A 26,126-nucleotide genomic window follows, 5' to 3' on the forward strand; every position below is an offset into this window, starting at 1 on the left:
CCTTGCGCCGGAGCGCAGACGCCGTCACTGGCGATCGAACAGGGTCGGCAGCTTCCAGGGTTCCTTCTTCTCCTCCACCACGCCATAGGGAGCATTGGGGGCGGGCGTCTGGTAGCCGGTGGGCGGCTGGATCAGGTTCTCGCGGGTGGGCTCGCCGTTGAAGGTGAGCTGTTCCTGCTTGCCGGTCAGGCCGCCGAGCCCGGGGAAGCCGGAGGAGCCGAGCTGGCTGGGCAGCAGCACGTCGCGCTGGGAGCCCGCGCCGACCGGCTCGGTCGGCGAGGAACTGTTGCCCACCGCCCGCTTCTTGCCGCGGTTGAGTTCGGACGGCATGAGCGGCCGGCCCGGATCGTCGCGCACGATCGGCGCCTTCGCCGCCTGCGCCGCGGCGGCGCGGCGCTGGAGGTCGTAATCCTTGGGCCAGTTGGGATTGGCCTCGGCAGCGCTCTTCTGCGGCGGGGGAAGGGCATCGGGCACGCGCGGCGGCACCACGAGGGGGGCGCGCTCGCGGTAGTCGATTTCCGGCTTCTCGTCCTCCTCCTTCAGCCCAAGAATCTGCATGGCGCTTTCGAAGATATTGGTGCTGCCGTCGAGGTTCTGCGCGGCGGCCGGGGCGGGCGCGGCGAGCGTCAGGGCAAAGGCGGCGAGCAGCGCGCCGCCCCCGAAGCGCAGCGGGATGAGGCGAAGTGCGGGGGACAGAACGGTGCCGGCCGCGCGCGGCGCGGCATCAGCGCTATGCGGGAAAAGGGAAATCTCTCGCATGGGTCTCACGTCCTCGATGCCATCCTCTGATGCGTTCTCAAAGCGTGCGCGCTCACGGCTCGCGCTCAGCTTCGGACCGGGGCGCCATTGGCGCGGCCGAGGGCGGCGATTTTGAGGCGCCGCCGAGAAATGCATCGTAAAGAAGCAGGCCCACGCCGACAACAACCGCCACATCGGCGAGGTTGAACACGTACCAGCGGTATCCGAAGGCGTGCAGCGACACGAAATCGAACACCGCCCCATAGACCACCCGATCCACCGCATTGCCGATGGCACCGCCGATGAGCAGGCCCAGCGCGAACGCCTCGAAACGGCTGCGGGCGCGGGCCAGCCACACGGCGAACAGGATGGCCGCCGCCACCTTGATGGCCACCAGCACCCAGCGCCCGGTCTCGCCCTGCGGAAACAGGCCGTAGCTGATGCCGTAATTCCACAGCGCGGCGAAGTCGACGAAGGGCGCGACGGGCTTGATCTGCCCGTCCCAGGACGCCGACCAGGCGAGCACGAGGCCCTTGGAGGCCTGATCCGCCACCAGCACAGCGAGAGCGACGAGAAGACCGAAGAAGATGGGACGGCGCTGCAAGGGGCCTCTCTCAGGAACGGCCGCTCTGGCCGATGGCCGGACGCGATCCGCCGTTCATAGACGAGGCCGCCCGCCCCGGCAACGCGAGGGCGGGCGGGGTTCGGTTCACTCCGCCGCAGCGTGGGCGGCATAGAACTCCCGCAGCGCGGCGGCATCGCGCGGCGTGACATCAGGGAATTCCGGGTCGGTGCCCACCGCGGGCGAGACCTTCCACGAGCGGGCGCACTTGGTGCCTTCCGCGCGGGCCGGCACCACGGCGACGCCGGGCACGTCCGGCAGGCGGAAGGCATCGGCCGGCCCCTCGCCGCGGATCAGCTTCGCATCCGAGGTGATGGCGATCTCGGCGAGGTCGAGGCCGGACAGGGCCTCGGCCAGCGCATCGTCGGTCACATAAACCTCGGGGGCGGCCTCCAGCGAGGAGCCCATGCGCTTGGCGGCGCGCTCCACCTCCAGTGCGCCCAGCACCACGCGGCGGATGAGGCGCACCTTGCGCCACTGCTCCGCCAGCGCCTCGTCGCGCCACGCGGCGGGCGTCTCCGGGAAAGCGAGGAGATGCACCGAGCCCTCCTCATCCCCCGTGCGGGCGATGTAGGCCTCCTCGCAGGTGAAGGCGAGGATGGGCGCGAGCCAGGTGATGAGGCGGTTGAACACCTCGTCCAGCACGGTCAGGCAGGCGCGCCGCGTCGGCGAGGAGAAGGGATCGCAATAGAGCGCATCCTTGCGGATGTCGAAATAGAAGGCCGACAGCTCGATGTTCATGAACTGGGTGAGCGCCGCGTGCACCTTCTTGTAGTCGAAGGCGCGGTAGGCGGCGCGGATCTCCCCGTCCAGCTCCGCGAGGCGGTTGAGGATGAAGCGTTCCAGCGACGGCATGTCGGCCACCGCCACCTTCTCCTCCGGCCGGTAATGGTGCAGCGAGCCGAGCAGCCAGCGGATGGTGTTGCGCAGCTTGCGGTAGGTATCGGCCGTGGTCTTGAGGATTTCCGGGCCGATGCGCAGGTCGTCCGCATAGTCGGAGGCGCACACCCACAGGCGCAGGATGTCGGCGCCCGACTGCTTGATGACGTCCTGCGGCGAGGTGACGTTGCCCAGCGACTTGGACATCTTTCGGCCGTCCTCGTCGAGGACGAAGCCGTGGGTCAGCACCACGTCATAGGGCGGGCGGCCGCGGGTGCCGCAGCTCTCCAGCAGCGAGGAATGGAACCAGCCGCGATGCTGGTCCGAGCCCTCCAGATACATCACCTTGTCGCGCCCCGCGGGCGGACGCTCCGCCTTGAGGTCGGGGCGGACCTCCAGCGTGAAGGTGTGGGTGGAGCCGGAATCGAACCACACGTCGAGGACGTCATCCACCTTCTGCCAGCCCTCGGCGGCACGCTCGGCGAGGAAGCGGGCGCTGGCCCCCTCCTTGAACCAGGCGTCGGCGCCCTCGGCCGCGAAGGCCTCGGCGATGCGGGCGTTGACGGCGGCGTCCTTGAGGATTTCGACTTCGCCGTCGCCCTTGTCCTTCACGAACACGGCGATGGGCACGCCCCAGGCGCGCTGGCGCGAGACCACCCAGTCCGGCCGGTTCTCGATCATCCCGGTGATGCGGTTCTCGCCCGCTGCCGGCACCCATTCCACCGTCTTGATGCCGGCGAGCGCGCGGGCGCGCAGGGTGTCAGGAACGTTGCCGGGGAGCGTCGCCGGGCGGGGCGCCGCCTTGCCGTCCGCGGCGCGGATGTCCTGGTCCATGGCGATGAACCATTGCGGCGTGTTGCGGAAGATCACCGGCTTCTTGGAGCGCCAGGAGTGGGGATACTGATGCTTCACCCGGCCGCGCGCGAGCAAATTGCCCGCCTTGATGAGGGCATCGATGACGGCGGTATTGGCATCGCCCTTTTCGCCCTTCTCGGTGATGACGCGCTTGCCCTCGAAGCCGGGCGCCTGGGACGTGTAGAAGCTGTCCTCGTCCACCGTGTAGGGGATCGCGGGATTGATGCCGCGCTCCTCCAGCCAGCGGCGATGGTTCACCCACGCCTCGAAGTCCTCGCGGCCATGGCCGGGGGCGGTGTGGACGAAGCCCGTGCCGGCGTCATCGGTGACGTGCTCGGCTTCCAGCAGCGGCACCTTGAAGGTGTAGCCGCCGAGCCCGAGGTCCGCGAGCGGGTGGGCGAGGATGAGGCTGCCCACCACATCGGCGGGAACATCGCCGCGCCGCTCAAAGGCGGTGACACGGGCGGCCTTGAACACGTCGTCGGCCAGCTTGTCGGCAAGGATCAGCCGGTCGCCGGCCTTGGCCCAGTTGTCGGCCGGGGCGTCCGTGACCTCATAGACGCCATAGGCGATCTTCGGCGCGTAGGTGACGGCCCGGTTGCCCGGCATGGTCCAGGGGGTGGTGGTCCAGATGACGACGGTCGCGCCCTTGAGGTCGCCTTCCGACACCACCGGGAACTTCACCCACACCGTATCCGAGGTGAAATCCTGATACTCCACCTCCGCCTCGGCGAGGGCGGTCTTCTCCACCACGGACCACATGACCGGCTTGGAGCCGCGATAGAGCAGGCCGTTCTCGGCGAACTTCATGATCTCGCGGGCGATCTGCGCCTCGGCCATGAAGGCCATGGTGGTATAGGGATGATCCCAGTCGCCCTCGACGCCGAGGCGCTTGAACTCGGTGCGCTGCTCGTTCAGCCAGTGCTCGGCATAGGCGCGGCATTCCTGGCGGAAGGCGACCATGGCGGCGGCGTCGGAGAAGTCGGGCTTCTGCTTGCCCTTCTTGCGGTAGTTCTCTTCCTCGATCTTCCACTCGATGGGCAGGCCGTGGCAGTCCCAGCCGGGCACGTAGTTCGAGTCATAGCCCAGCATCTGCTGGGAGCGCGTCACCACGTCCTTCAGGATCTTGTTGAGCGCGTGGCCGATGTGGATGTTGCCGTTGGCATAGGGCGGGCCGTCATGCAGCACGAAGCGGTCGCGACCGCGCCCGGCCTCGCGCAGGCGGCCGTAGAGATCGATGCGCGCCCAGCGGGCGAGCAGCTCCGGCTCCTTCTGGGGCAGGCCGCCGCGCATGGGGAAGGCGGTTTCCGGCAGGAACAGGGTCTTGGAATAATCGGGGGCGGACGCCTCGGCGGACGGCTTGCTCTCGGACTTCTCGGTCATGGAACGCTCGGGGGATGAAGGCAGGGTCGGGGCGGAAAAATCCCGGCAGCCCCCGCGCGCTCAGCCGCGCCGGCGGGGGGCCGGGCCGATAATTCGCGCCGCGAGGGGGCGGCTGCGGCGAGGCAGGACCCCGCGATAATGAGAAAATCCGCTCATGGTGCGGCTTCTATCAGGCGCGGAGGGCCGGGAAAAGCCCGCAGATCGGCGCAGCGCCAGCGCCCTCCGATTGCGGCGGGCAAAGAAAAACCCCGGCACCAACGGTGCCGGGGCTCTTCTTGGTTCCCCTCTTTTAAAGAACCACGGGGCGGCGACGAGGCCGCCCCGCCAGGATCACGAGTGGTACGCGCGCTCGCCGTGCTCGTTGATGTCGAGACCCTCGCGCTCCACGTCCGTGGAGGGACGCAGGCCGACGATGACCGAGATCACGAACAGGATGACGGCGGTGCCGACGCCCGACCACACCACGGTCACGCCGACAGCCTTGAGCTGGGCGATGACCTGGGCGGTCATGTCGTAGGCCGCGACCGCACCGGTGGTGTAGTCGTAGATGCCCGTGCCGCCCAGCGAGGGGCTCACCAGGATGCCGGTGGCGATGGCGCCGACGATGCCGCCGATCCCGTGCACGCCGAACACGTCGAGGGCGTCGTCATAGCCCAGGGCGTTCTTCACGGCGGTGCAGAAGATGAAGCAGATCGGCGACACGACGAGGCCGAGGACCAGCGAGCCCATGATGCCGGCGAAGCCCGACGGCGGGGTCACGGCGACGAGGCCGGCGACGATGCCCGAGGCGAGGCCGAGCATGGAGGGCTTACCCTTCACCAGCCATTCCACGAACATCCAGGACATGCCGGCCGCGCAGGTGGCGATGAAGGTGTTCATCATCGCGAGGGCGGTGGTGGCATTGGCCTCGAGGTTGGAGCCGGCGTTGAAGCCGAACCAGCCGACCCACAGGAGGGAGGCGCCGACCATGGTGAGCGTCAGCGAGTGGGGCGAGAGCGCCTCCTTGCCGAAGCCCAGACGCTTGCCGACCATGATGCAGGCCACGAGGCCGGCGATACCGGCATTGATGTGCACCACGGTGCCGCCCGCGAAGTCGATGGCGCCGAGCTGGAAGATGTAGCCCGAGTCCGCGTTCACGGCGTCGAGCGCGGCCTGCGCGGCAGCCTTGGCGGTGCCGTCAGTGGCGGCGGCGAGGGCCTTGGCAGCGGCGTCGATCGCATCCGGGCCGGCCCAGTACCAGACCATGTGGGCGATGGGGAAGTACACGAAGGTGACCCACAGCGGCACGAACAGCACCACGGCGGAGAACTTCATGCGCTCGGCGAAGGCGCCGAAGATGAGGGCCGGGGTGATCATGGCGAAGGTCATCTGGAAGGCGATGTACACCCACTCCGGAATGGCCACGCCCACCGAGAAGGTGGCGGCGAGGGATTCGCCGGTGACGCCGGAGAGGAACGCCTTGGAGAAGCCGCCGACAAAGGGAGAGCCGCCGGTGAAGGCGAGCGAGTAGCCGTAGAGCACCCAGATGAGGCCGACGATGCACACGCTGTAGGCGACCTGCATCAGCACGGAGAGCATGTTCTTGGCGCGCACGAGGCCGCCGTAGAACAGGAACAGGCCGGGCACCGACATCATCAGCACCAGCAGCGCGGACGTGAGCATCCAGGCGACGTCGCCCTTGTTCACGGTGGGGGCGGCGACTGCGGCGGGAACGGCGGTTGCGGCATCAGTCGCAGGCGGCGCCGTCTGGGCCAGTACCGGCGCGGCTACCGCCAGCGCCAGAAGAAGCGCGGGAACCCCCACGCGGGACCACGTCTTGGACGTCATGGATGAATGCTCCGTGAAAGAGATGAGGCTCAAAGGGCGTCGGCGTCGGTCTCGCCGGTGCGGATGCGCACGGCGTGCTCGATCGGGATGACGAAGATCTTGCCGTCGCCGATCTGGCCGGTCTTGGCAGACGCGGTGATCGCCTCCACCACCTTGGAGACCTGGTCGGCGGACACAGCGACCTCGATCTTCAGCTTCGGCAGGAAGCTCACGGCATATTCGGCGCCGCGGTAGATCTCGGTGTGGCCCTTCTGACGCCCGTAGCCCTTGACCTCGGTCACGGTGAGACCGTGCACACCGATACCGGTGAGGGCGTCGCGCACCTCCTCCAGCTTGAATGGCTTGATGATGGCCATGACGATCTTCATGGATCGGTCCCTGTCCCCTGATGCCGCTGCGCTTCCCGATGAAGCCCGAGCGGTGTTTTTCGCGGCGGCTTCGCCGAGCGGGTCGGGGAGATCCGCGCCGCGGCTGGCAAGCCTGCGGACAGAGGAATCAAGTACCGTGCCAAGAGAGGAGGACTGCGGCGGATGCCGGGAGTCCCGTGCATATTTTTCCGCCACGGCGCGCTTTGCAGGGGCTCCGCCGCCTGCTCGCCGCTTTTTGTGCCTATTTTTTAATCTCAACGCCCACGAGAGCGACACATCTCGTTCGCACTTGCGTGATGACGCATTGCAGCGCGCAATGCGGGGCCTGCCTAGGCGCGCGGCGTGACCGGCCGCATGAGGCCTTCCTGTGCCGCAGAAGCGACCAGAATCCCGTCACGGGTGAACAGCTCGCCGCGGCAGAATCCCCGCCCGGCCGAGGCGGCGGGGCTCTCCTGGGTGTAGAGCAGCCAATCGTCGGCGCGGAACGGGCGGTGAAACCACAGCGCGTGGTCGAGGCTCGCCACCTGCACGTCCTTGTCGAACACGGACTTGCCGTGGGGCAGAAGCGCCGCCTGCAGCAACGACAGGTCGGATGCATAGGCGAGCACCGCCTGATGAATGGGCAGATCGTCCGGCAGCGGGCCGCGGGCGCGGATCCAGATGCTCGGCCGCGCCCCCGGCGACCCGAGATAGGCCATGTCCAGGCTGGTGGGCTTCACCTCCAGCGGCCGGTGCGCCATCCAGTCGCGGCCGGAGGCGCCGGGGAAGCGCGCCAGCAGGCGCTCGCGCCACACGTCGTCGCCGGGCAGATCCTCGGGCTGGGGCACGTCCGGCATCTGGCTCTGATGGGTAAAGCCCTCCTCCTGCTTCTGGAACGACACCGACATGCTGAAGATGGCTTCGCCATGCTGGATCGCCACCACCCGGCGGGTGGTGAAGGAGCGGCCGTCGCGGATGCGGTCCACGTCGTAGATGATCGGAACGGTGGGGTCGCCGCCGAGCAGGAAGTAGCCGTGCAGGGAGTGGGTGACGCGCGCCTCCTCCACCGTGCGGCGGGCGGCGACGAGGGCCTGGGCGATCACCTGGCCACCGAACACCCGTCCCCCGGTGGGCGATACGCTGCGACCCCGGAACAGGTTGATCTCGAGCGGTTCGAGGTCAAGGATGCCGAGGAGCTTCTCCACGTCGGGATTCTGGGCGGTCATTCAGGGGCTCGCCGATGGCTGCGCACCCTGCGGGCGGCAGCATCAAAGAAGGTGGAACGGGATGCGGGTCGCACGGTTCAGTCGAGGGCAGGACGCCACGCCCACGCCTCGACCGTCAACCCCAAAACGTCAGCCGACTCCCCTATAGGCGAGCCAATCGCCCCCCGGCAGCGTAGAACGACGAACGATCATCAGGAGTGAAGGTCATGGGCTCCCCGAACGCACCGCTTCCGGAGACCGGCTGGTCCGCAAACCCGGCCGCGGCCGATCGCGCGCCGGAACGGGCACAAGCGGAGCGGGCTGATGTCGCCATCGTCGGCGGCGGCCTCGCGGGCCTGAGCCTCGCCCTCGCCTTGCGCCAAGGCCTCGGCCCGGATGCGGATATCGCCCTTTACGACCCGACCCTTTCCCGCGCCGGTCTCGATGACGGGCGCTGCTCCGCCATCGCCGCCTGCGCCCGGCGCATGCTCACCAGCCTCGGTGTCTGGCACGAGATCGCCGCCAGGGCCGAGCCCATGCGCACCATGGTCGTGACAGACAGCCGCACCAAGGACGTGGCGCGGCCCACCTTCCTCACCTTCGACGGCGATGTGGAGCCGGGCGAGCCCTTCGCCTTCATGGTGCCGAACCTCGATTTGCAGCAGGCGCTGGTGGCAGCCGCCCGTTCCGCCGGCATCGACCTGCGCGAAGAGGCGGTGACGTCCTTCCGCAGCGAGGGCGGCGGGGTCGAGCTGGCCTCCGCCTCGGGCGTGCCGCTGCGCGCCGGTCTGCTGGTGGCGTGCGACGGCGCGCGTTCGCGCATTCGGGAGATGGCTGGCATTTCCACGGTGTCGTGGGGCTATGGCCAGAGCGGCATCACCTTCGTGGTGGAGCACGAGCGCCCGCACGAGGGCCGCGCCGAGGAGCATTTCCTGCCCGCCGGCCCGTTCGCCATCCTGCCCTTGCCGGGCAACCGCTGCTCGGTGGTGTGGACCGAGCGCACCGCCGATGCGGAACGTCTCCTCGCCCTGCCCTCCGCCATCTTCCAGGAGGAGCTGGAGCAGCGCTTCGGCCATCGCCTGGGCTGGGTGAAGCCGGTGACGAAGCCCCGCGCCTATCCCCTCGGCTTCGCCATGGCCCGCGCCTTCATCGGCGACCGCCTCGCGCTGGTGGGCGATGCCGCCCACGTCATCCATCCCATCGCCGGGCAGGGCCTGAACATGGGCCTGCGCGACGTGGCGGCTCTCGCCGAGGTGGTGACGGACGCGGCGCGGGTCGGCCTCGACTTCGCCTCGCCCACCACGCTGGAGCGCTACCAGCGCTGGCGGCGGTTCGACACCTTGGCCATGGGTGTCGCGACGGATGGTCTCAACCGCCTGTTCTCCAACCATTCCGACGCCCTGCGCGCCATCCGCGACGTGGGCCTCGGGCTGGTGGACCGCCTGCCCCGCCTCAAGAGCCTGTTCATCAAGGATGCGGCCGGCCTCACCGGCGAGGTGCCCAAGCTGCTGCGCGGCGAGACGCTCTGAGGCGGGACGCTTCCCCATCTTGCCCTGCCCGGCCCCGCCTGCGAAAAGCCCGGCATGATCGTTCTCGACGATATTTCCCTGCGCCTTGCCGGGCGCCTGCTCATCGACCACGCCTCCGTCGCCCTCCCCGAGAATGCGCGCGTGGGCGTGGTCGGCCGCAACGGCTCGGGCAAGACCACCCTGTTCAAGGCGCTCATTGGCGAGCTGGAGCTGGAATCCGGCGCCGTCCGCCTGCCCAACCGCACCCGCATCGGCCGCGTGGCGCAGGAGGCGCCGGCCGGGCCGGACAGCCTGATCGAGCGCGTGCTGGCCGCCGACACGGAGCGCGCCGAGCTGCTCCAGGAGCGCGAGACCACGCAGGACCCCAACCGCATGGGCGAGATCGAGATGCGGCTCCTCGACATCGGCGCCCATGCGGCGCCGGCGCGGGCGGCCACCATCCTCGCCGGCCTCGGCTTCGAAGAGAGCGCGCAGCAGCGGCCCTGCTCGGAATTCTCCGGCGGCTGGCGCATGCGCGTGGCCCTCGCCGCTTTGCTCTTCACCGAGCCGGACCTGCTGCTGCTGGACGAGCCCACCAACTATCTCGACCTTGAAGGCACCCTGTGGCTCCAGGACTACCTCGCGCACTATCCGCGCACGGTGATCCTGATCTCGCATGATCGCGACCTTTTGGACGAGAGCGTCGACCACATCCTCCATCTGACCGGGCAGAAGCTGACCCTCTACAAGGGCGGCTTCTCCTCCTTCGACCGGCAGCGGCGCGAGCGGCTGCTTTTGGACCAGAAGGCGCGCAAGAAGCAGGAGATGCAGCGCGCCCACATGGAATCCTTCGTCGCCCGCTTCCGCGCCAAGGCCACCAAGGCGAAGCAGGCCCAGTCGCGCCTCAAGGCCCTCGCCCGCATGGAGCCCCTGGCCGCGCAGGTGAGCGAGGAGGCGGCGGCCATCTCCATCCGCCATCCGGAAAAGCTGCTCTCCCCGCCCATCGTGGTGCTGGAGAAGGTGGCGGTGGGCTATGTGCCGGGCCGGCCGATCCTCCAGAACCTCAATCTGCGCATCGACGAGGACGACCGCATCGCCCTCCTCGGGCCCAACGGCAACGGCAAGTCCACCTTCGCCAAGCTTCTCGCCGACCGGCTGAAGGAGGAAAGCGGTCGGGTGGTGCGCGCCGACAAGCTGGAAGTCGCCTATCTCGCCCAGCACCAGATCGACGAACTGATCCCCGGCGACAGCCCCGCCCAGCACGTGCGGCGCCTCATGCCCGACGCGCCCGAGGCGCGGGTGCGGGCGCGCGCGGCGGAGATGGGCTTTTCCGGCGGGGCGGCCGACACCAAGGTGTCGTCCCTCTCGGGCGGAGAGAAGGCGCGCCTGCTGCTGGGGCTCGCCACCTTCCACGGGCCGCATCTGCTCATCCTCGACGAGCCCACCAACCACCTCGACATCGAGGCGCGCGCGGCCCTCATCGAGGCCATCAACGACTTCCCCGGCGCCGTCATCCTCGTCTCCCACGACCGGCATCTGCTGGAGGCCTGCGCGGAACGGCTGTGGCGCGTCTCGGGCGGCACGGTGAAGGCCTATGATGGCGATCTCGACCAGTACAAGAGTGAGGTCCTCTCCCGCTCTGACGGCGACCGCATGACCGACAAGGGGCGCAAGGACCGCTCCGAGACCAAGGCGGAAGCCACCCCTGCCCCGCGCCGCATCGCCACCGGCCCGCTCAAGAAGCGCATCCGCGAGCTGGAAGGGGCCGTGGAAAAGCTGACGAAGCAGATCGAGGGGCTGGACACGAAACTCTCCGACGCCGGCCTCCATGCCGCCAAGCCCCTGGACGCCGCCCGCTTCGCCAAGGAGCGGGCCGAGGCGGCCGAAAAGCTGGCGCAGGCGGAAGAGGAATGGCTGGAGGTCAGCGCCGAGCTCGAGGCCGCGGGCGGCTGACGGGCGCGGCCGGCGCGATCCCGGGCACCGCCTCCGGCTCGCGCACCAGCGCCAGCAGGGCCTGCGCCGCCCGCGAATTGTAGCGGTCGGCGTGGCGCAAAGCGTAGAAGCGGCGGGCCGGCAGGGTGAGCGGCAGCTGTTTCAGCGTGCCCATGGCGAGGCCCGAGGCGGTGACGAGATCGGAGATCACCGTCGCGCCCGCCCCGGCCGCGACCGCGCTCACCACCGCCTCGTTGGACGGCAGCTCCAGCACCACTTTCAGCTGGGACGGATCGAGGCCCGAAGCGCGCAGGGCATCCTCGAACACCTGCCGCGTGCCCGAGCCCGGCTCGCGCAGCACGAAGGGCATGTCGAGGAGATCGGCCGGGGTCAGCGCCTTGAGCTCGGCGCGCGGATCATGGGCCGCCACCACCAGCACCAGCCGGTCGCCGGGCACCGCGACCCGCGCCAGCAGCGCTTCCTCCACCTCGCCTTCCACGAAACCCACATCCGCCTCGCCCGCCCGCACGGCGGCGGCGACCTGCGCGGTGTTGCCGATCACCACTTCCAGCGCGATGTCGGGATAAAGCTCGTGAAAGCGGTTGAGCAGCGGGCCGAGCCAGTAATTGGCGATGGTCTGGCTGGCGTGGAGAGAGAGCCGGCCGCGCCTGAGGCCGGACAGATCGGCAAGGATGGTCTCGGCCGCCCCGGCGCGGGCCAGGACCGCTTCCGCTTCGGGGACGAAGACGCGGCCGGCCTCGGTCAGCTCGATGCGGCGTCCGACGCGATGGAAGAGGGCGACCCCGCAGGAGGCCTCGAGGGCGGCGACGGAAGCGCTGACCGCCGACTGGGTCATGTTCAGCGTTTCGGCCGCGCGGGTCATGTGGAGCGCACGGGCGACGGCGACGAAGACCTTCAGTTGCTCCAGCGTCATCCCGCCCGATCACCTCGCCCCGCTCAAACGCCGCGCGGGCTTGGAAAAAGGCCCGGGAGGCAAGCTCTCGGGCCTTTGCTATCACATGAAGGTCTTGATGAGGATAAAGCTCAGCGCCGAGATGAAGAGCCAGGCGGCGGCACCGAGCAGGAGCGGCTTGATGCCCTTCAGCCGCAGCTTGCGCATGTCGGTCTCCAGCCCCATGGCGCCCAGCGCGACGGCGAGGAGGAAGGTGGTGGTGGTAGCCACCGGCATCTTCACCTCGGGCGGCACATAGCCGCTGGATGCGACCATCACCATGGCGATGAAGCCGAACACGAACCACGGCATGGGCGGGCTGGCATGGCCGGCCGACTTGTCGCCGCGCGCCCGCATCACCGCCGCCGCGCCGAGGCCGATGACGAGGGGCGCCAGCAGCATCACCCGCGAGAGCTTCGCCACGGTGCCGAACTCGCCGGCCTGCTGGCCGCCCTGGAAGGCCGCCGCCACCACCTGCGCCACCTCATGGATGGAGGCGCCGGTCCACAGGCCGAAGGCATGGGGGTCGAAGCCGGTGAAGGGCATCAGCGCCGGCATCAGCAGCATGGAAAGCGAGCCGAAGATGGTGACGCAGGCCACCGCATAGGCCACGTCCTCGTCCGAGCCGCGCGTCACCGTGTTGGTGGCGATGACCGCCGAGGCGCCGCAGATGGCGGTACCGGCGGCGATCAGCTCCGAGAGCTGCCGGTCCACGCCCATGGCGCGGCCGATCCAGCGGGTGACGAAGAAGGTGGCGAACAGGGTGAAGGCGACGATGGAGAAGCCTACCACGCCCACCGAGCGCACCTGCTCGAAGGTGAGCTGCAGGCCCAGCAGCACGATGGCGAAGCGCAAGATGCGCCGGAGCGCGAACTTCACGCCCGGCTTGATGATGGCCGCCGTGCCGAAGATGTTGTGCAGCGCCATGCCGATGACGATGGCGAGGATGAGCGGGCTGACGAGCCCCATGCCCGGAACCTGGCGGATGGCATAGGCCGCCGCAGCGATCACCACCGTGTAGGCGAGGCCCGGCAGGATGCCGCCGAAGGCCGTCACGAGCGGGCCGCCAGCGGCGGACGCGGACACTGCGGGCGCGGGGGGAATGAGAGCGGGATCGGTCAGGTGCTTGTCGGTCATGGCAGGGGGTCCTCTTGAAACGAGGATGGCCCCCGGCCATGGATCGATCAAACGAGTTGTTTTTCTACAATTGATCGATGAATCCGATTATCGGACCACCACGCCCCGCCGCACCACCGTGTTGCCCGCCGGGCCGCGCGTCGCGCCCACGTGGCGGCAGGCGCCGTTGTAGCAGCGGGTGGCACCCACATGCCCGACCGGGCCGCGCGCGTAGGGGCCGTAATAGCGGTTCCACTGGCCATACCACGGACGACCCACATAATGGGTGTTCCAGTAGGACTGGTTGAACGCCACTGCGGCGATGCCGAGGCCTGCCGCGACCGCAGCGGTCATCACCACCGGCGAGGCGCCGGCGGAGGGCACGACCTTGATGTACTGCGCCGCCATCCAACCGCGCACGTTGCCCAGCGCGACATCGCACCAGGAATAGTCCGCAAGGCAGCCGTAGGTCGCGAGCGCCGCGCCCGCCGGCACCGTGACAACGGTGGGGAAGCTGGTGCTGGGGCCGGCCCGCAGATTCACATTCGTCACGGCCACCGCCGGCTGGGCCGCCGCGGCGGCGCCGGCGGCGAGGACGCCGGCCAGCATGACGGCCGCTCCGGCCACTGCGCGCAGGCGCGATCCAAGTTCGACACGTATCGACACCAGCATCTCCATCATCGGGATCTGGCGCGACAGCCTAGCTTCGGATCGTTACCGGCCCGTTGCACGATTTTGCAATGTGCAACGCTCAGCGCTCGGCGAAGGCCTTCTCCACCACGTAGGTCTCGGGCCGGTTGCCCGCGCCTTCCACGAAATCGCGGGATTCGAGCAGTGTCTTGGTGTCCGCGATCATCTGCGGCGAGCCGCACAGCATCACGCGGTCGTGCTCGGCGTCGAGGTCCGGCAGGCCGAGGTCGGCGAAGAGCTGGCCGCTCTCCATGAGGTCGGTGACGCGGCCACGATTGCGGAACGGCTCGCGGGTGACGGTGGGATAATGCAGCAGTTGGGCCTGTGCGTATTCGCCAAGGAAATCGTGCGCCTTGAGATCCGCCACCACCTGCTCGCCATAGGCGAGTTCCGCCACCTCGCGGCAGCCGTGGACCAGAATGATGCGCTCGAACCGCTCGTAGGCCTCCGGGTCCTTGGCGATGGAGACGAAGGGCGCGAGGCCGGTGCCCGTGGCGAGCAGATAGAGCCGCTTGCCCGGCTTGAGATTGTCCAGCAGCAGCGTGCCCGTGGGCCGACGGCCGACGAGGATGGGATCGCCCGGCTTCAGCATCTGGAGGCGGGAGGTGAGCGGGCCGTCCGGCACTTTGATGGAGAAGAATTCCAGCTGCTCCTCGTGCGGCGCGCAGGCGAGCGAATAGGCGCGCAGCAGCGGCTTCTCGTTCACGTCGAGGCCGATCATGGTGAACTGGCCGCTCTTGAAGCGGAAGGCGCTGTCGCGGGTGGCTGTGAAGGAGAAGAGGCGGTCGGTCCAGTGGCGGACCTCGAGCACGGTCTCGGTGTTCAGGTTACTCATGGTCGCCTCACGCCTCAGCCGGTGCCGGGGAAAAGGCGCTCTCGAACTTGCCGTCCACGTTCATCCACTGCGCGGCATCCGCCGGCGGCTCCTTCTTCTCGGCGATGTTCGGCCACAGGGCCGCATATTCGGCATTGAGCGCGATCCACGGCGCGGCCGCCGGATCGCTGTCGGCGGAGATGGCGGCCGCCGGGCATTCGGGCTCGCAGACGCCGCAGTCGATGCACTCGTCGGGCTTGATGACGAGCATGTTTTCGCCCTCATAGAAGCAATCCACCGGGCAGACGGCGACGCAATCCATGAATTTGCAGCGGATGCACTTGTCGGTGACGACGTAGGCCATGGGGCAGGTCCGGTTGTTGTTCGATCTTTATTTTAGCCGGATAGGGACGATGCTTTGAGCGCTAAGGCCTTGCAGGGTCAATTAATTGCGGATTTTGTGGAAGGGTAATCGGATCGAGAACCTGCTCCATCATATCTACCTGCCGTCATCCCCGGGCTTGTCCCGGTCATCCACGTCGACCCGACGGAGCGGCTCCGAGAGTTATGCTCCCGGCCCGACCACGTGGATGGCCGGGACAAGCCCGGCCATGACGATTGGGACAAATGCGAAAATCCTCGCGCGAGTCCTAACCCCGCCCACCGAAGCGCGCCGCCTCACACCACCTCGGCCAGATTTGCGCCGTTGAGGTTCACTGCGAGGCCTTTCAGCGCATCCTCGTTCAGCTCGCCGCCCATGGCCTTCAGGCTTTCCTCGCGGATGAGCGCGCCCAGATCGGCCCGGAGCTGCACGAATTCCGGCGAGAGCTGGAGGGCTGCATCGCGCGGACGCGGCAGGGGCACCGTCACCTCGGCCTTGATGGTGCCGGGGCGGGCGGTCATCACGTAGATGCGGTCGGAGAGGAAGATCGCCTCGTCGATGTCGTGGGTGACGAACAGCACCGAGATGCCCAGCCGCTGCCAGAGGTTGGTGAGGATCTGCTGCATGATGACCCGCGTCTGCGCATCGAGCGCGCCGAACGGCTCGTCCAGCAGCAGCACCTTCGGCCCGGTGGCGAGCGCGCGGACGATGCCCACGCGCTGCTTCATGCCGCCGGAGAGGCGATCGGGATAATGGTCCTCGAAGGCGGACAGGCCGGCGAGGCCGAGCAGCGTTCGCGCGGCGACCGCCCGCTCGGACTTGCCCATGCCGCGCATCTTCAGGCCGAATTCCACGTTCTCCCGCACCGTCTTCCAGGGGAAGAGCGAATATTGCTGGAAGACCATGCCCCGGTCGGCGGAGGGGCCTTTCACCGGCTCGCCATCCACCGTGACCGTGCCGGACGTGGGCTTGAGGAAGCCCGCCACCGCATTGAGGAACGTGGACTTGCCGCAGCCCGACGGCCCGATGATGGAAACGAACTCGCCGGGATTCACCACGAGGTCCGCATCGCGCACCGCGATGACGGCGCCGTCGATGGTATCGTAGGCGAGGTTGAAGTCGGAGACCTCGATGAGGCCAGTCCTCGTCGGCGCGGTCGCGGGGATCGCCATAATGGCCTCACTTGGCGCGCGACCAGGGCGTCACGGCCCGGCCCGCGATGCGGATGAGAAACGAGGAGGCGAGGCCGAGCACGCCGATGGTGATCATGCCCAGCGCGATGTCCGGATATTGCACCAGGGAATAGGCCTCCCAGGTGAAATAGCCGATGCCGAACTGGCCGGAGATCATCTCCGCCGCGATCAGCGAGACCCAGGCGACGCCCATGCCCACGGTGAGGCCGGTGAAGACCTGCGGCAGCACGGCGGGGAAATAGACCTCGCGGAACGTCGCCCGCTCGGTGGCGCCGAGGCAGCGGGCGGCGCGCACCAGCACCTCATCCACGTTCGCCATGCCGTGCAGCGTGTTGAGGAGGATGGGGAAGAACGAGCCGAGGAAGGTGATGAAGACGATGCTTTCCTCGTTGGTCGGCCAGAGCATGATGGACATGGGCACCCAGGCGATGGCCGGGATGGGCCGCAGCACTTCCGAGACGGGGAAGACGAATTCCTTCAGCAGCTGAAAGCGCCCCATCAGCAGGCCCAGCGGCACCGCCACCACAGCGGCCAGCGCGAAGCCGATGAAGATGCGCCGGCAGGAAATGTAGATGTGGTTGAGGAAAACACCCGTGGAGAACGCCGTGCGGGCGCTCTCCAGCACCTGCTCGGGCGAGGGCACGTTGAGGAACCGCACGTAGAAGGTCATGCGGTTCACCGTCACCACATGCCAGGCGAGGATGAACAGACCGATGGCCAGCGCCCCGAGCAGCATGGCGCGGATGGTGTGGGCGTTGAGCTTCAGCCAGCGCCGCGCGCGCCCGGCGAAGGACCGGTCCGGCACCGGCATCGCCGCCACCGCGTCCCGCTCCGGCCGCAGCACGATGTGACCGGGCGCGGCTGGCCGGTGCACCCCGCCGTCGCCGGCGAGGTGGAACGGGGCGGCGATGGGCGCGGACTTCGCCGCGGGCTTCATGGCAATGCTGTTCATGGCGCTCACCCGCGGGCCCCGGACGCCGCCTTCAGCGCATCAGTGAAGGGCAGCACCTTGCCGCCGGCCTTGGCCGCGGCCGCCTCGGCATCGGCCTTCAGCATGAAGGGCTGGATCTCGGTCTTTCCGTCCTTGGTGGAGACGGCATAGAAGGCATCGGTCGCGAACAGCTTGATGCCGCGGGCGGTGTCGAACAGATAGGTCATGCTGACCTTCTTGCCGGCCGCATTCAGCTCGGCGAGCGCCCCGAGGGTGCAGGCGGCGCTGGAATAGGGCTTGATGCCCTCGCCATCCACCCAGATTTCGCCCGCCTTGCGCGGCTCGGAAATCTTGACCTTGCAGAAGCTGTCGTCGCCGGCGATCTCGTAGTTCGCGAGGCTCTTCAGCTGCGCCTCGTAATCAAGCCCGAGTTCCTTGTAGGCCTGGCGGACGTAGGTGTCGTTCACCCAGGCCTTGACGTCGAACTCCTTCATGCGGCCGAGCTTCTGGAGCACCGCGGCGTCCTGCGCGGCGTCTTCCACCAGCTGCGGCTTGATGGTGGGGTCCATGGTCATGATGCCGCCCGGGCCGAGGAAGATGTAGACGACTTCCTTGTCGATGCCGGTCCACTTGGCGATCTTCTCGGCGGCTTCCTTCGGGTTCTTGCGCACCCAGTCATTGGCCTCGATCACCGCCTTGATGTAGCCGACCACGACCTCCGGATACTTCTCGGCAAAGTCCGTGCGCACCACCACGCCATGCCAGGTGGGGGCGTTGGTCTCCACGCCGTCGAAGATCTTGCGGGCGAAGCCGCGGAACGGCAGCAGCTCGGCGAAGGGGACGAAATCGGCGTGGGCGTCGATCTTCTTTTCCTGGAGGTTGGTGGAACCCACCTCGGGCGACTGGCTCACCAGCCGGAAGTAATCGGCCGGCCAGTTCTTGTCCTGCATGGCTTTGAGGATCATGCCGTGGGCCGCCGACCCGAACGGCACGCTCACCACCTTCCCCTTCAGGTCGCTCAGCTCATAATAGGGCGACTCCTTGTTCACGACCACGCCGTTGCCGGAGCCGTAGATGTTGTAGGCACCGACCGCGATGAGCTGGGACTTGGACTGGGGATTGGACTGGAAGGTGTAGCCGTTCACCACCAGCGGATAATCGCCCATGCCCCCGAACTGGAGCTTGTCGGCCATCATGCCGTTGGTGACGGGCGGGCCGGAGGTGAAGTTCTGCCACTCGATGTTGTAGGTGGCGCCGGCATATTTGCCGTCCTTCGGCAGATATTTGTCGAGAAGCTTCAGCTCCTTGATGACGACGCCGGTGGTCACCGTGTTGGTCGTGGTGTCCTGCGTCCCGATGCCGATGTTGATGGTTTCGGCTGCGGCCGGAACAACGGCGCAGGAGGTTGCGAGGGCGACGGCAATGCTGCGAAGAACGTTCGGGCGAAACGGGTTCATCAGATCCACCTCTCGGGGCTAAGACGGCTCTCGACGGTGATCTTCAGGCGTCAGGTTCGATCCGTTCAAAGGAAGATGCGGCCGAGGTGTCGATTAGTTGCCTCCTTTGCGGACCCGCCTGATTTTTCATCAAACCGCACATCTCCGGGTCGCCGGACGGCCCCCGGCCTCACCGGTCGCCGCGCATCACGTGCAGCGCGTCCAGGTCGTAGACCACGATCTTGGCCTTCTCCGCTTTCAGAACCCCCTGCTCCTGCAAGCGCTTGAGGCTAATCGTCACCCACTGGCGGGTGGCGCCCACCATGTGCGCAAGATCCGCGTGGGTGAAGGCCGAGCCGATGGCGATGGCGCCCTCTTCCTTCACGCCATAGGTGTCGGCGAGATGGATGAGCAGGTGTGCGAGACGCTCGGTGACGGATCGGGTGCCCAGCATCTGGGCAAGGGCCGAATAGCATTTGCCCTTGAAGGTGAGCCCCTCAATGAGGCCGATGGCGAAGCCCGGTATCTGGGCGATCAGCCGGCGCAGGGTCTTTCCGGTCAGGTGGACCACCACGCTGTTGGTCGCCGCGACCCCGGACCAGACATGCTGGCCCTGCCCGAACAGCTCCGGCCCGCCCACGAAATTCCCCGCGCTCCAGTAGGCGAGCGTGATCTCCCGGCCCGACGGCGCGATGTAGAAAACCCGGATGCGACCGCTCTCGATGAGGAAGATGCCATCGTGCGGCGTGCCTTGGGAGAACAGCATCTTCCCGCGATAGACGACGCGTTTCTGCCCTTCCCTCAGCACCTCCTCCCGCTCCTTGGCCGTGAGGCGCTGGAACAGCAGCGGCGGCCCGTTGGTCAGCGCGGCATTTTCGGTGAGGAGCAGCGCCTGCGCCGGGTTGGACCCGGCCAGAAGGGGTGAGGCTGGGGGCACTGGTTTGGCGTGCAGGGGGGCAGTCTGCATGCTGGATATCTCCCGTTTGGACGGCTTCCAAGCGGCAAGAAGCATACCAGCATTTTTGATATTAAATCGATCGTATTAATTCATTTTTTGTCGAACAGGGCGAGGGCCTCCGGCGCAAGGACGCCGCCGGTGATCTCCACCTTCAGGAACGGCGCGGCCTCGGCCATGGTCCGAGCCACATCCAGCGCCGGCATTCCGATTTGCAGCTGCCGGCCATACTTGGCCGCCACCTGCTCCAGCGAGGCGCCGAAGACCACGCGACTGAGCCCGCACCAGAGAATCGCCCCCATGCACATGGGGCACGGCTCGGCGGAGGCGTAGATGGTCGCGCCCTTCAGTTCGTCCGCCGACCGCGCGGCGAGGAAGCGGCGGATGGCGACCATCTCGGCATGGGCGGTGGGATCGTTCAGCTGCCGGCCGAGATTCGGTCCCCGGGAGAGAACCTCCCCGCCCCGCGCGATCACCGCGCCGAACGGGAAGTCGGACTGGGCCGCGAGCGCGATGGCCTCGCGCATCAGCCCTTCGTCCTCAGGCCGCGGCGGCCCCAGCACCGCCTCGGCGCGCGACTCGGATGGGAAGAGCGACAGAACGCTGCTGGCCGCCACTGCGAGGCTTGCGAGAACGCTCCGCCGGCTCGGGGCATGCGCAATGGCCGGCTGTCGTTCGGTCCGCATCGCGTCTCCGACGGTCATGGTGTCGCCCCCCTCGGGGAAGCTGAGCACGCGGCATGGACGAGGGCAACCGGGCTCGGGCGCGAGACCGCGCGAGGCAGAGGTCCGGGCAAAGAAAAGGCCCGGGCTTTTGGCCCGGGCCCTCCCGAAATGTCGCGCTGGTATCGGTGCTCAGTGCGTGGTGGCGCCGGTCCGGTCGCGCTCCAGCGCCTCATAGACCTGCTGGAGGTCGGCGAGGTGACGGGACGCGCGCTGCTTGGCATCGTCGCCGGTGGCGTCGTTCACGTCCTCGCGGGCGTCCTGGATCTGCTGGGCGAGCGCGCCAAGGTCCAGTTCCTCCAGCGGCTTCGCCTCTTCGGCGAGAATGGTGAGGCCGGCCGGATTCACCTCGGCGAAGCCGCCGCGGACGAAATAGCGGCGAGCGGCACCATCGGCCTTGATGGTGAGGATGCCGGGCTTGAGCATGCCGATGAACGGCGCATGGCCGGCCAGCACGCCGAACTCGCCTTCCGCGCCCGGCACGATCACCTCGGTCACGGCGCCGGAAAAGACGAGGCGCTCGGGGGAGACCAGCTCAAAAGGTAAGGTCGCCATCTGTTCAATCTCCGGGTCGTCCCCGCCGGGGGTCCCGCGGGAGCCTGCCGGCTACCCTCGGGAGGATCAGGCCGGCGGAACGGCTCCGCCATCGGTGGGAGCCGGATGGCTCCGTGAAATCTTCGGTCCGATCAGCGGCGGCGCTCGGCGACGAAGCCGACGCCCAGGCCGATGATCGCGCCCACCACGGCCGCAAGCAGGATGTGGCGGGTCTGCTCGGAGGTGAGGCCGCCGCGCGGCCCCTCTCCCTGAACGCGAATGTCGATGCCCGGGAGGCGGAGTTCCGCCACCTGGGGCCGGGTGAGCCAGCCGGTGATGCCACCGGCCAGCAGCCCGAGGACGAGGCAGACGATCTTGATATTCATCGCGATCGCTCCGCCGCGTAGCTGGGATCAGGCCGCCTCGGCGGCCAGCTTCTTGCCCTTCTCGATGGCTTCTTCCATGGAGCCGACCATGTAGAAGGCCTGCTCGGGCAGGTAGTCGTACTTGCCTTCGACGAGGCCCTTGAAGCCGGAGATGGTGTCCTTCAGGTCCACGAGCTTGCCCGGGGAGCCGGTGAACACTTCCGCGACGTGGAAGGGCTGGGAGAGGAAGCGCTCGATCTTGCGGGCGCGGGCCACGGTGAGCTTGTCCTCTTCGGAGAGCTCGTCCATGCCCAGGATCGCGATGATGTCCTGCAGCGCCTTGTAGCGCTGGAGGGTCTGCTGCACCTGACGCGCCACGTTGTAGTGCTCCTCGCCGATGACCAGCGGAGAGAGGATGCGCGAGGTGGAGTCCAGCGGGTCCACCGCCGGATAGATGCCCTTCTCGGCGATGGAGCGCGAGAGCACGGTCGTCGCGTCGAGATGGGCGAAGGAGGCGGCGGGCGCCGGGTCGGTCAGATCGTCGGCGGGCACGTAGATGGCCTGCACCGAGGTGATCGAACCCTTGGTGGTGGTGGTGATGCGCTCCTGCAGGGCGCCCATGTCGGTGGCCAGCGTCGGCTGGTAGCCCACCGCCGAGGGAATGCGGCCGAGCAGAGCCGACACTTCCGAGCCGGCCTGGGTGAAGCGGAAGATGTTGTCCACGAAGAACAGCACGTCCTGGCCCTGGTCGCGGAAGTGCTCGGCGACGGTGAGGCCGGTGAGCGCGACGCGGGCGCGGGCGCCCGGAGGCTCGTTCATCTGGCCGTACACGAGGGCGCACTTGGAGCCGGCGGCCGAGCCACCATGCTCGTGCGGGTCCACGTTCACCTTGGACTCGATCATCTCGTGATAGAGATCGTTGCCCTCACGGGTGCGCTCACCGACGCCGGCGAACACGGAGTAGCCGCCGTGCGCCTTCGCGATGTTGTTGATGAGCTCCATGATGAGCACGGTCTTGCCCACGCCGGCGCCGCCGAACAGGCCGATCTTGCCGCCCTTGGAGTAGGGCGCGAGCAGGTCCACCACCTTGATGCCAGTGACGAGGATTTCCGCCTCGGTGGACTGGTCCGCATAGGACGGAGCAGGCTGGTGGATGGCGCGCAGGCCGTCGCCGACCACCGGGCCGAGCTCGTCCACCGGCTCGCCGATCACGTTCATGATGCGGCCGAGGGTGGCATCACCCACGGGCACCTGGATGGGCGCGCCGGTGTCGGTGACACCCTGGCCACGCACCAGACCCTCGGTGGCATCCATCGCGATGGTGCGGACGGTGTTCTCGCCGAGATGCTGGGCCACCTCGAGCACCAGGCGGTTGCCGTGGTTGGTGGTCTCGAGCGCGTTCAGGATTTCCGGCAGATGGCCGTCGAACTGCACGTCGACAACGGCGCCGATGACTTGGGTAATGCGTCCGGTGGGGTTCGCCATGTTCGTCGTCCTTTGTCCTCGTCCAGGCCGTGGTCAGAGCGCTTCGGCGCCGGAGATGATTTCGATGAGTTCCTTCGTGATCATGGCCTGACGCGTCCGGTTGTAGATCAGCGTCTGCTTCTTGATCATGTCGCCCGCATTCCGCGTCGCGTTGTCCATGGCGCTCATCTGCGAGCCGTAGAACGACGCCTGGTTTTCCAGGAGGGCGCGGAAGATCTGCACCGCGATGTTGCGGGGCAGGAGGTCGGCGAGGATGTCTTCCTCGGCCGGCTCGTATTCATAGACCGGACCGGCCGCATCCGCGTCCCGCGCCTCGAAGGTGGCGGGGATGATCTGCTGGGCGGTCGGCACCTGCGAGATCACGCTCTTGAACTGGGCGTAGAAGAGCGTGCACACGTCGAACGCACCCTGGTCGAGCAGCGAAAGGATCTTCGACGCAATGGCGTCGGCATCCTTGAAGCTGAGCGTCCGCACCGAGCGCAGGTCCACCAGCTCGATGATGCGGTCGGGATAGATCCGGCGCAGCTGGTCATAGCCCTTGCGGCCGATGCAGAAGAACTTGACGTCCTTGCCTTCGCCGAGCAGCTGCTGCGCCCGCTCGCGGGCGAGCCGGACGATGGAGGTGTTGAAGGCGCCGCACAGGCCGCGCTCGCCGGTCGCGACCAGGAGCAGCTGCTTCTGGTCGGAGCCGGTGCCGGCGATGAGGACGGGCGCCTGCCCGCCGCCGATGATCCCGGCGGCGAGATTGCCCAGCACCGTCTCCATGCGCTCGGCATAGGGACGGGCCGCTTCCGCCGCCATCTGGGCGCGACGCAGCTTCGCCGCGGCGACCATCTGCATCGCCTTGGTGATCTTCTGCGTCGCCTTCACCGAGGCGATGCGGTTTCGTAGGTCTTTCAGGCTCGCCATCGTGCCCGTCCGTCAGGTTCGAGGAACAGGCGCCGTTCAGGCAAAGCTCTTGGCAAAGGCGTCGAGGGCCTTCGTCAGCTTCTCGGCCGTGTCCTTGGACAGTTCCTTGGACGTGCGGATGGCCTCCAGGATCTCCGGATGCTGCGAGCGCAGCGCCAAGAGCAGGCCCTGCTCGAACTCGCGGACCTTGGAGACCGGCAGCGGGTCGAGATAGCCGTTGGTGCCGGCATAGATCACCGCCACCTGCTCCTCGACCTTCAGCGGCGCGAACTGGCTCTGCTTCAGAAGCTCGGTCAGGCGGGCGCCGCGGTTGAGCAGCTTCTGGGTGGAGGCGTCGAGGTCCGAGCCGAACTGGGCGAAGGCCGCGAGCTCACGATACTGGGCGAGCTCGCCCTTGATCTTGCCGGCGACCTGCTTCATCGCCTTGATCTGGGCCGAGGAGCCCACGCGCGACACCGAGAGGCCGACGTTCACCGCCGGGCGGATGCCCTGGTAGAACAGGTCGGACTCAAGGAAGATCTGGCCGTCGGTGATGGAGATGACGTTGGTCGGGATGTAGGCCGACACGTCGTTCGCCTGGGTCTCGATGACCGGGAGGGCGGTGAGCGAGCCGGCGCCGTGGGCGTCGTTCAGCTTGGCCGCGCGCTCCAGCAGGCGGGAGTGGAGATAGAACACGTCGCCGGGATAGGCTTCGCGGCCCGGCGGGCGGCGCAGCAGCAGCGACATCTGGCGGTAGGCCACGGCCTGCTTGGACAGGTCGTCGTGGATGATGAGCGCGTGCATGCCGTTGTCACGGAAATACTCGCCCATGGCGGTGCCGGTGAACGGCGCCAGGAACTGCATCGGCGCGGCGTCCGAGGCAGTGGCGGCGACGACGACCGAATATTCGAGCGCGCCCTGCTCCTCGAGCACCTTCACGAACTGCGCGACGGTGGAGCGCTTCTGGCCCACCGCGACGTAGACGCAGTAGAGCTTCTGGCTCTCGGGGGCGTCGCCGGCGTTCAGGGGCTTCTGGTTCAGGATGGCGTCGAGCGCCACGGCGGTCTTGCCGGTCTGGCGGTCGCCGATGATCAGCTCACGCTGGCCGCGGCCGATCGGGATCAGCGCGTCGATGGCCTTGAGGCCGGTCTGCATGGGCTCATGCACCGACTTGCGCGGGATGATGCCCGGCGCCTTCACGTCGACGCGGCGACGCTCGGTGAACATGATCGGACCCTTGCCGTCGATCGGGTTGCCGAGGGCATCCACGACGCGGCCGAGCAGGCCCTTGCCGACCGGGGCGTCCACGATGGCGCCGGTCCGCTTGACGGTCTGGCCTTCCTTGATCTCGCGGTCCGAACCGAAGATCACGATACCGACGTTGTCGATTTCGAGGTTCAGCGCCATGCCGCGCGTGCCGTTCTCGAACTCGACCATCTCGCCGGCCTGGACGTTGTCGAGGCCATAGACGCGGGCGATGCCGTCACCGACGGAGAGGACCTGGCCGACCTCGGAGACTTCAGCCTCCTGGCCGAAGCCCTGGATCTGCTCCTTGAGGATGGCGGAGATTTCAGCGGCTCGAATGTCCATCAGCGGACCTCTTTCATCGCATGCCGGATAGAATTGAGTTTGGTCTTGAGCGAGGCGTCGACCATGCGGGAGCCGAGCTTCACGATGAGACCACCGAGGATGGACGGATCGACGGTGACGTCGAGGTTCACGTCCTTACCCGTCTGCTGCGCCAACGCGTCCTTGAGCGCGGCGAAGTGGGTGTCGCTCAGGGGAGCAGCCACCGTCACTTCCGCCGTCGTCTCACCGCGCTGGGCGGCCACGAGGGCGGCATAGTCGGAAATCATCCTGGGCAGCGCGAACAGGCGGCGGTTCTGCGCCACCAGCTTCACGAAATTTCCGGCCAGGCCGGAAATGCCCACCTGACCAAGAACCGCGGAGATGGCCTTCAGCTGCTCCTCGGCCGAAAAGACCGGGCTTTTCACCAGCCGCGCCAGATCCGCGTTTTCAGCAATCAGAGCCGACAGGCGATCGAGATCCGCCTTAACGGAATCGACGGCGCCGGCCTCGCTCGCCAGTTCGAACAGCGCGGTCGCATAGCGCCCCGCCATGCCTGACACGATCGTATCCGCCACCCCGCACCTCTCTCGGACTTCCAGGGCCGGTCACGCACCTTGCGTCACCTCTCCCCAAGCCCTTGATCTGTTGGGAATATAATTGTGCGACCTCGCGAGGGGGCTTAACCCGTCCCTCGAAATCCCGGAGTGCCTAACACAGGCAGATCAAGGCGGCAACATGACGGGAGGATGGCGCATAGGCCGCATTGCCGCACCGCGACAGGCTTGACCGTAACGCAAC

24 protein-coding genes are annotated in these 26,126 nt (G+C 67.7%); 2 read left to right on the forward strand and 22 right to left on the reverse strand.

Annotated elements, in window-relative coordinates; genetic code table 11:
* Positions 1-24: 24 nt before the first annotated feature.
* The 6 genes from V5F74_RS20660 to tesB form a co-directional block, all read right to left on the reverse strand.
* A complete protein-coding gene (locus V5F74_RS20660) occupies positions 25-759 on the reverse strand; it encodes a hypothetical protein (RefSeq protein ID WP_051678871.1) in 735 nt (244 codons plus the stop codon).
* Positions 760-811: 52 nt separating this feature from the next.
* A complete protein-coding gene (gene lspA, locus V5F74_RS20665) occupies positions 812-1,342 on the reverse strand; it encodes a signal peptidase II (RefSeq protein ID WP_024276772.1) in 531 nt (176 codons plus the stop codon).
* A gap of 105 nt (positions 1,343-1,447) precedes the next feature.
* Positions 1,448-4,477, reverse strand: a complete 3,030-nt coding sequence (gene ileS, locus V5F74_RS20670) for an isoleucine--tRNA ligase (protein ID WP_394009883.1) — start codon at positions 4,475-4,477, stop codon at positions 1,448-1,450.
* Positions 4,478-4,807: 330 nt separating this feature from the next.
* Entirely contained in the window at positions 4,808-6,304 is a 1,497-nt protein-coding gene (locus V5F74_RS20675) for an ammonium transporter (RefSeq protein ID WP_024276770.1), read from the reverse strand.
* A gap of 29 nt (positions 6,305-6,333) precedes the next feature.
* A complete protein-coding gene (locus tag V5F74_RS20680; RefSeq protein ID WP_024276769.1) occupies positions 6,334-6,672 on the reverse strand; it encodes a P-II family nitrogen regulator in 339 nt (112 codons plus the stop codon).
* 329 nt (positions 6,673-7,001) lie between these two features.
* The gene (tesB, locus tag V5F74_RS20685) at positions 7,002-7,877 is read right to left on the reverse strand and encodes an acyl-CoA thioesterase II (RefSeq protein WP_394009884.1); all 876 of its coding nucleotides are present in this window, start codon (positions 7,875-7,877) and stop codon (positions 7,002-7,004) included.
* 206 nt (positions 7,878-8,083) lie between these two features.
* Here tesB and V5F74_RS20690 point away from each other — a divergent pair, with 206 nt between their 5' ends.
* Both V5F74_RS20690 and V5F74_RS20695 read left to right on the forward strand, forming a co-directional pair.
* A complete protein-coding gene (locus tag V5F74_RS20690) occupies positions 8,084-9,385 on the forward strand; it encodes a ubiquinone biosynthesis hydroxylase (protein WP_394009885.1) in 1,302 nt (433 codons plus the stop codon).
* Positions 9,386-9,439: 54 nt separating this feature from the next.
* Complete coding sequence (locus V5F74_RS20695; protein ID WP_394009886.1) at positions 9,440-11,317, forward strand: ABC-F family ATP-binding cassette domain-containing protein; 1,878 nt, start codon at positions 9,440-9,442, stop codon at positions 11,315-11,317.
* Here V5F74_RS20695 and V5F74_RS20700 read toward each other — a convergent pair.
* From V5F74_RS20700 to V5F74_RS20775, 16 genes are all read right to left on the reverse strand, one after another.
* The gene (locus V5F74_RS20700) at positions 11,286-12,230 is read right to left on the reverse strand and encodes a LysR substrate-binding domain-containing protein (protein WP_394009887.1); all 945 of its coding nucleotides are present in this window, start codon (positions 12,228-12,230) and stop codon (positions 11,286-11,288) included. The genes V5F74_RS20695 and V5F74_RS20700 overlap by 32 nt on opposite strands.
* A gap of 81 nt (positions 12,231-12,311) precedes the next feature.
* The gene (locus V5F74_RS20705) at positions 12,312-13,385 is read right to left on the reverse strand and encodes a YeiH family protein (RefSeq protein WP_029876558.1); all 1,074 of its coding nucleotides are present in this window, start codon (positions 13,383-13,385) and stop codon (positions 12,312-12,314) included.
* An 87-nt stretch (positions 13,386-13,472) separates the two neighbouring features.
* Positions 13,473-14,030: an SH3 domain-containing protein gene (locus V5F74_RS20710; protein ID WP_197022944.1), complete on the reverse strand. Its 558-nt coding sequence runs from the start codon at positions 14,028-14,030 to the stop codon at positions 13,473-13,475.
* An 85-nt stretch (positions 14,031-14,115) separates the two neighbouring features.
* Entirely contained in the window at positions 14,116-14,889 is a 774-nt protein-coding gene (locus V5F74_RS20715) for a ferredoxin--NADP reductase (protein WP_394009888.1), read from the reverse strand.
* Positions 14,890-14,896: 7 nt separating this feature from the next.
* Positions 14,897-15,232: a ferredoxin FdxA gene (gene fdxA / locus V5F74_RS20720; protein WP_024276762.1), complete on the reverse strand. Its 336-nt coding sequence runs from the start codon at positions 15,230-15,232 to the stop codon at positions 14,897-14,899.
* A 314-nt stretch (positions 15,233-15,546) separates the two neighbouring features.
* Entirely contained in the window at positions 15,547-16,422 is an 876-nt protein-coding gene (locus V5F74_RS20725; RefSeq protein ID WP_250165362.1) for an ABC transporter ATP-binding protein, read from the reverse strand.
* Positions 16,423-16,429: 7 nt separating this feature from the next.
* Positions 16,430-17,254 (reverse strand): ABC transporter permease, encoded by an 825-nt coding sequence (locus tag V5F74_RS20730; RefSeq protein ID WP_051679388.1) that lies wholly within the window; start codon positions 17,252-17,254, stop codon positions 16,430-16,432.
* A 146-nt stretch (positions 17,255-17,400) separates the two neighbouring features.
* Complete coding sequence (locus V5F74_RS20735; protein ID WP_029556127.1) at positions 17,401-18,831, reverse strand: ABC transporter substrate-binding protein; 1,431 nt, start codon at positions 18,829-18,831, stop codon at positions 17,401-17,403.
* A 169-nt stretch (positions 18,832-19,000) separates the two neighbouring features.
* Positions 19,001-19,777: a Crp/Fnr family transcriptional regulator gene (locus V5F74_RS20740; protein WP_029556128.1), complete on the reverse strand. Its 777-nt coding sequence runs from the start codon at positions 19,775-19,777 to the stop codon at positions 19,001-19,003.
* Between the two features lie 80 nt (positions 19,778-19,857).
* Complete coding sequence (locus tag V5F74_RS20745; protein WP_394009889.1) at positions 19,858-20,382, reverse strand: nucleoside deaminase; 525 nt, start codon at positions 20,380-20,382, stop codon at positions 19,858-19,860.
* A 237-nt stretch (positions 20,383-20,619) separates the two neighbouring features.
* Entirely contained in the window at positions 20,620-21,042 is a 423-nt protein-coding gene (locus V5F74_RS20750; protein ID WP_029556130.1) for a F0F1 ATP synthase subunit epsilon, read from the reverse strand.
* A 131-nt stretch (positions 21,043-21,173) separates the two neighbouring features.
* Positions 21,174-21,407 carry a hypothetical protein gene (locus V5F74_RS20755; RefSeq protein WP_024276755.1) on the reverse strand — a complete coding sequence of 78 codons (234 nt, stop codon included), beginning with the start codon at positions 21,405-21,407 and terminating at the stop codon, positions 21,174-21,176.
* Positions 21,408-21,434: 27 nt separating this feature from the next.
* Positions 21,435-22,871 carry a F0F1 ATP synthase subunit beta gene (gene atpD, locus V5F74_RS20760; RefSeq protein WP_029556131.1) on the reverse strand — a complete coding sequence of 479 codons (1,437 nt, stop codon included), beginning with the start codon at positions 22,869-22,871 and terminating at the stop codon, positions 21,435-21,437.
* A 33-nt stretch (positions 22,872-22,904) separates the two neighbouring features.
* Positions 22,905-23,780, reverse strand: a complete 876-nt coding sequence (locus V5F74_RS20765) for a F0F1 ATP synthase subunit gamma (RefSeq protein WP_029556132.1) — start codon at positions 23,778-23,780, stop codon at positions 22,905-22,907.
* 36 nt (positions 23,781-23,816) lie between these two features.
* A complete protein-coding gene (gene atpA / locus V5F74_RS20770) occupies positions 23,817-25,349 on the reverse strand; it encodes a F0F1 ATP synthase subunit alpha (RefSeq protein ID WP_250165366.1) in 1,533 nt (510 codons plus the stop codon).
* Entirely contained in the window at positions 25,349-25,903 is a 555-nt protein-coding gene (locus V5F74_RS20775; protein ID WP_347881300.1) for a F0F1 ATP synthase subunit delta, read from the reverse strand. The genes atpA and V5F74_RS20775 overlap by 1 nt, the downstream gene beginning before the upstream one ends.
* Between the last annotated feature and the right edge of the window lie 223 nt (positions 25,904-26,126).

This window comes from Xanthobacter aminoxidans (assembly GCF_043193615.1).
In the GTDB taxonomy this organism is placed as follows: Bacteria; Pseudomonadota; Alphaproteobacteria; order Rhizobiales; family Xanthobacteraceae; genus Xanthobacter; species Xanthobacter aminoxidans.

Coding starts and splice junctions, on each gene's coding strand:
- V5F74_RS20680 (WP_024276769.1), bottom strand. CDS start 6,672: ATGAAGATCGTCATGGCCATCATCAAGCCATTCAAGCTGGAGGAGGTG.
- V5F74_RS20690 (WP_394009885.1), top strand. CDS start 8,084: ATGGGCTCCCCGAACGCACCGCTTCCGGAGACCGGCTGGTCCGCAAAC.
- V5F74_RS20715 (WP_394009888.1), bottom strand. CDS start 14,889: ATGAGTAACCTGAACACCGAGACCGTGCTCGAGGTCCGCCACTGGACC.
- V5F74_RS20735 (WP_029556127.1), bottom strand. CDS start 18,831: ATGAACCCGTTTCGCCCGAACGTTCTTCGCAGCATTGCCGTCGCCCTC.
- V5F74_RS20675 (WP_024276770.1), bottom strand. CDS start 6,304: ATGACGTCCAAGACGTGGTCCCGCGTGGGGGTTCCCGCGCTTCTTCTG.
- V5F74_RS20765 (WP_029556132.1), bottom strand. CDS start 23,780: ATGGCGAGCCTGAAAGACCTACGAAACCGCATCGCCTCGGTGAAGGCG.
- atpD (WP_029556131.1), bottom strand. CDS start 22,871: ATGGCGAACCCCACCGGACGCATTACCCAAGTCATCGGCGCCGTTGTC.
- fdxA (WP_024276762.1), bottom strand. CDS start 15,232: ATGGCCTACGTCGTCACCGACAAGTGCATCCGCTGCAAATTCATGGAT.
- V5F74_RS20660 (WP_051678871.1), bottom strand. CDS start 759: ATGCGAGAGATTTCCCTTTTCCCGCATAGCGCTGATGCCGCGCCGCGC.
- ileS (WP_394009883.1), bottom strand. CDS start 4,477: ATGACCGAGAAGTCCGAGAGCAAGCCGTCCGCCGAGGCGTCCGCCCCC.
- V5F74_RS20755 (WP_024276755.1), bottom strand. CDS start 21,407: ATGAATATCAAGATCGTCTGCCTCGTCCTCGGGCTGCTGGCCGGTGGC.
- V5F74_RS20695 (WP_394009886.1), top strand. CDS start 9,440: ATGATCGTTCTCGACGATATTTCCCTGCGCCTTGCCGGGCGCCTGCTC.
- V5F74_RS20705 (WP_029876558.1), bottom strand. CDS start 13,385: ATGACCGACAAGCACCTGACCGATCCCGCTCTCATTCCCCCCGCGCCC.
- tesB (WP_394009884.1), bottom strand. CDS start 7,877: ATGACCGCCCAGAATCCCGACGTGGAGAAGCTCCTCGGCATCCTTGAC.
- V5F74_RS20750 (WP_029556130.1), bottom strand. CDS start 21,042: ATGGCGACCTTACCTTTTGAGCTGGTCTCCCCCGAGCGCCTCGTCTTT.
- V5F74_RS20740 (WP_029556128.1), bottom strand. CDS start 19,777: ATGCAGACTGCCCCCCTGCACGCCAAACCAGTGCCCCCAGCCTCACCC.
- V5F74_RS20730 (WP_051679388.1), bottom strand. CDS start 17,254: ATGCCGGTGCCGGACCGGTCCTTCGCCGGGCGCGCGCGGCGCTGGCTG.
- V5F74_RS20725 (WP_250165362.1), bottom strand. CDS start 16,422: ATGGCGATCCCCGCGACCGCGCCGACGAGGACTGGCCTCATCGAGGTC.
- atpA (WP_250165366.1), bottom strand. CDS start 25,349: ATGGACATTCGAGCCGCTGAAATCTCCGCCATCCTCAAGGAGCAGATC.
- V5F74_RS20700 (WP_394009887.1), bottom strand. CDS start 12,230: ATGACGCTGGAGCAACTGAAGGTCTTCGTCGCCGTCGCCCGTGCGCTC.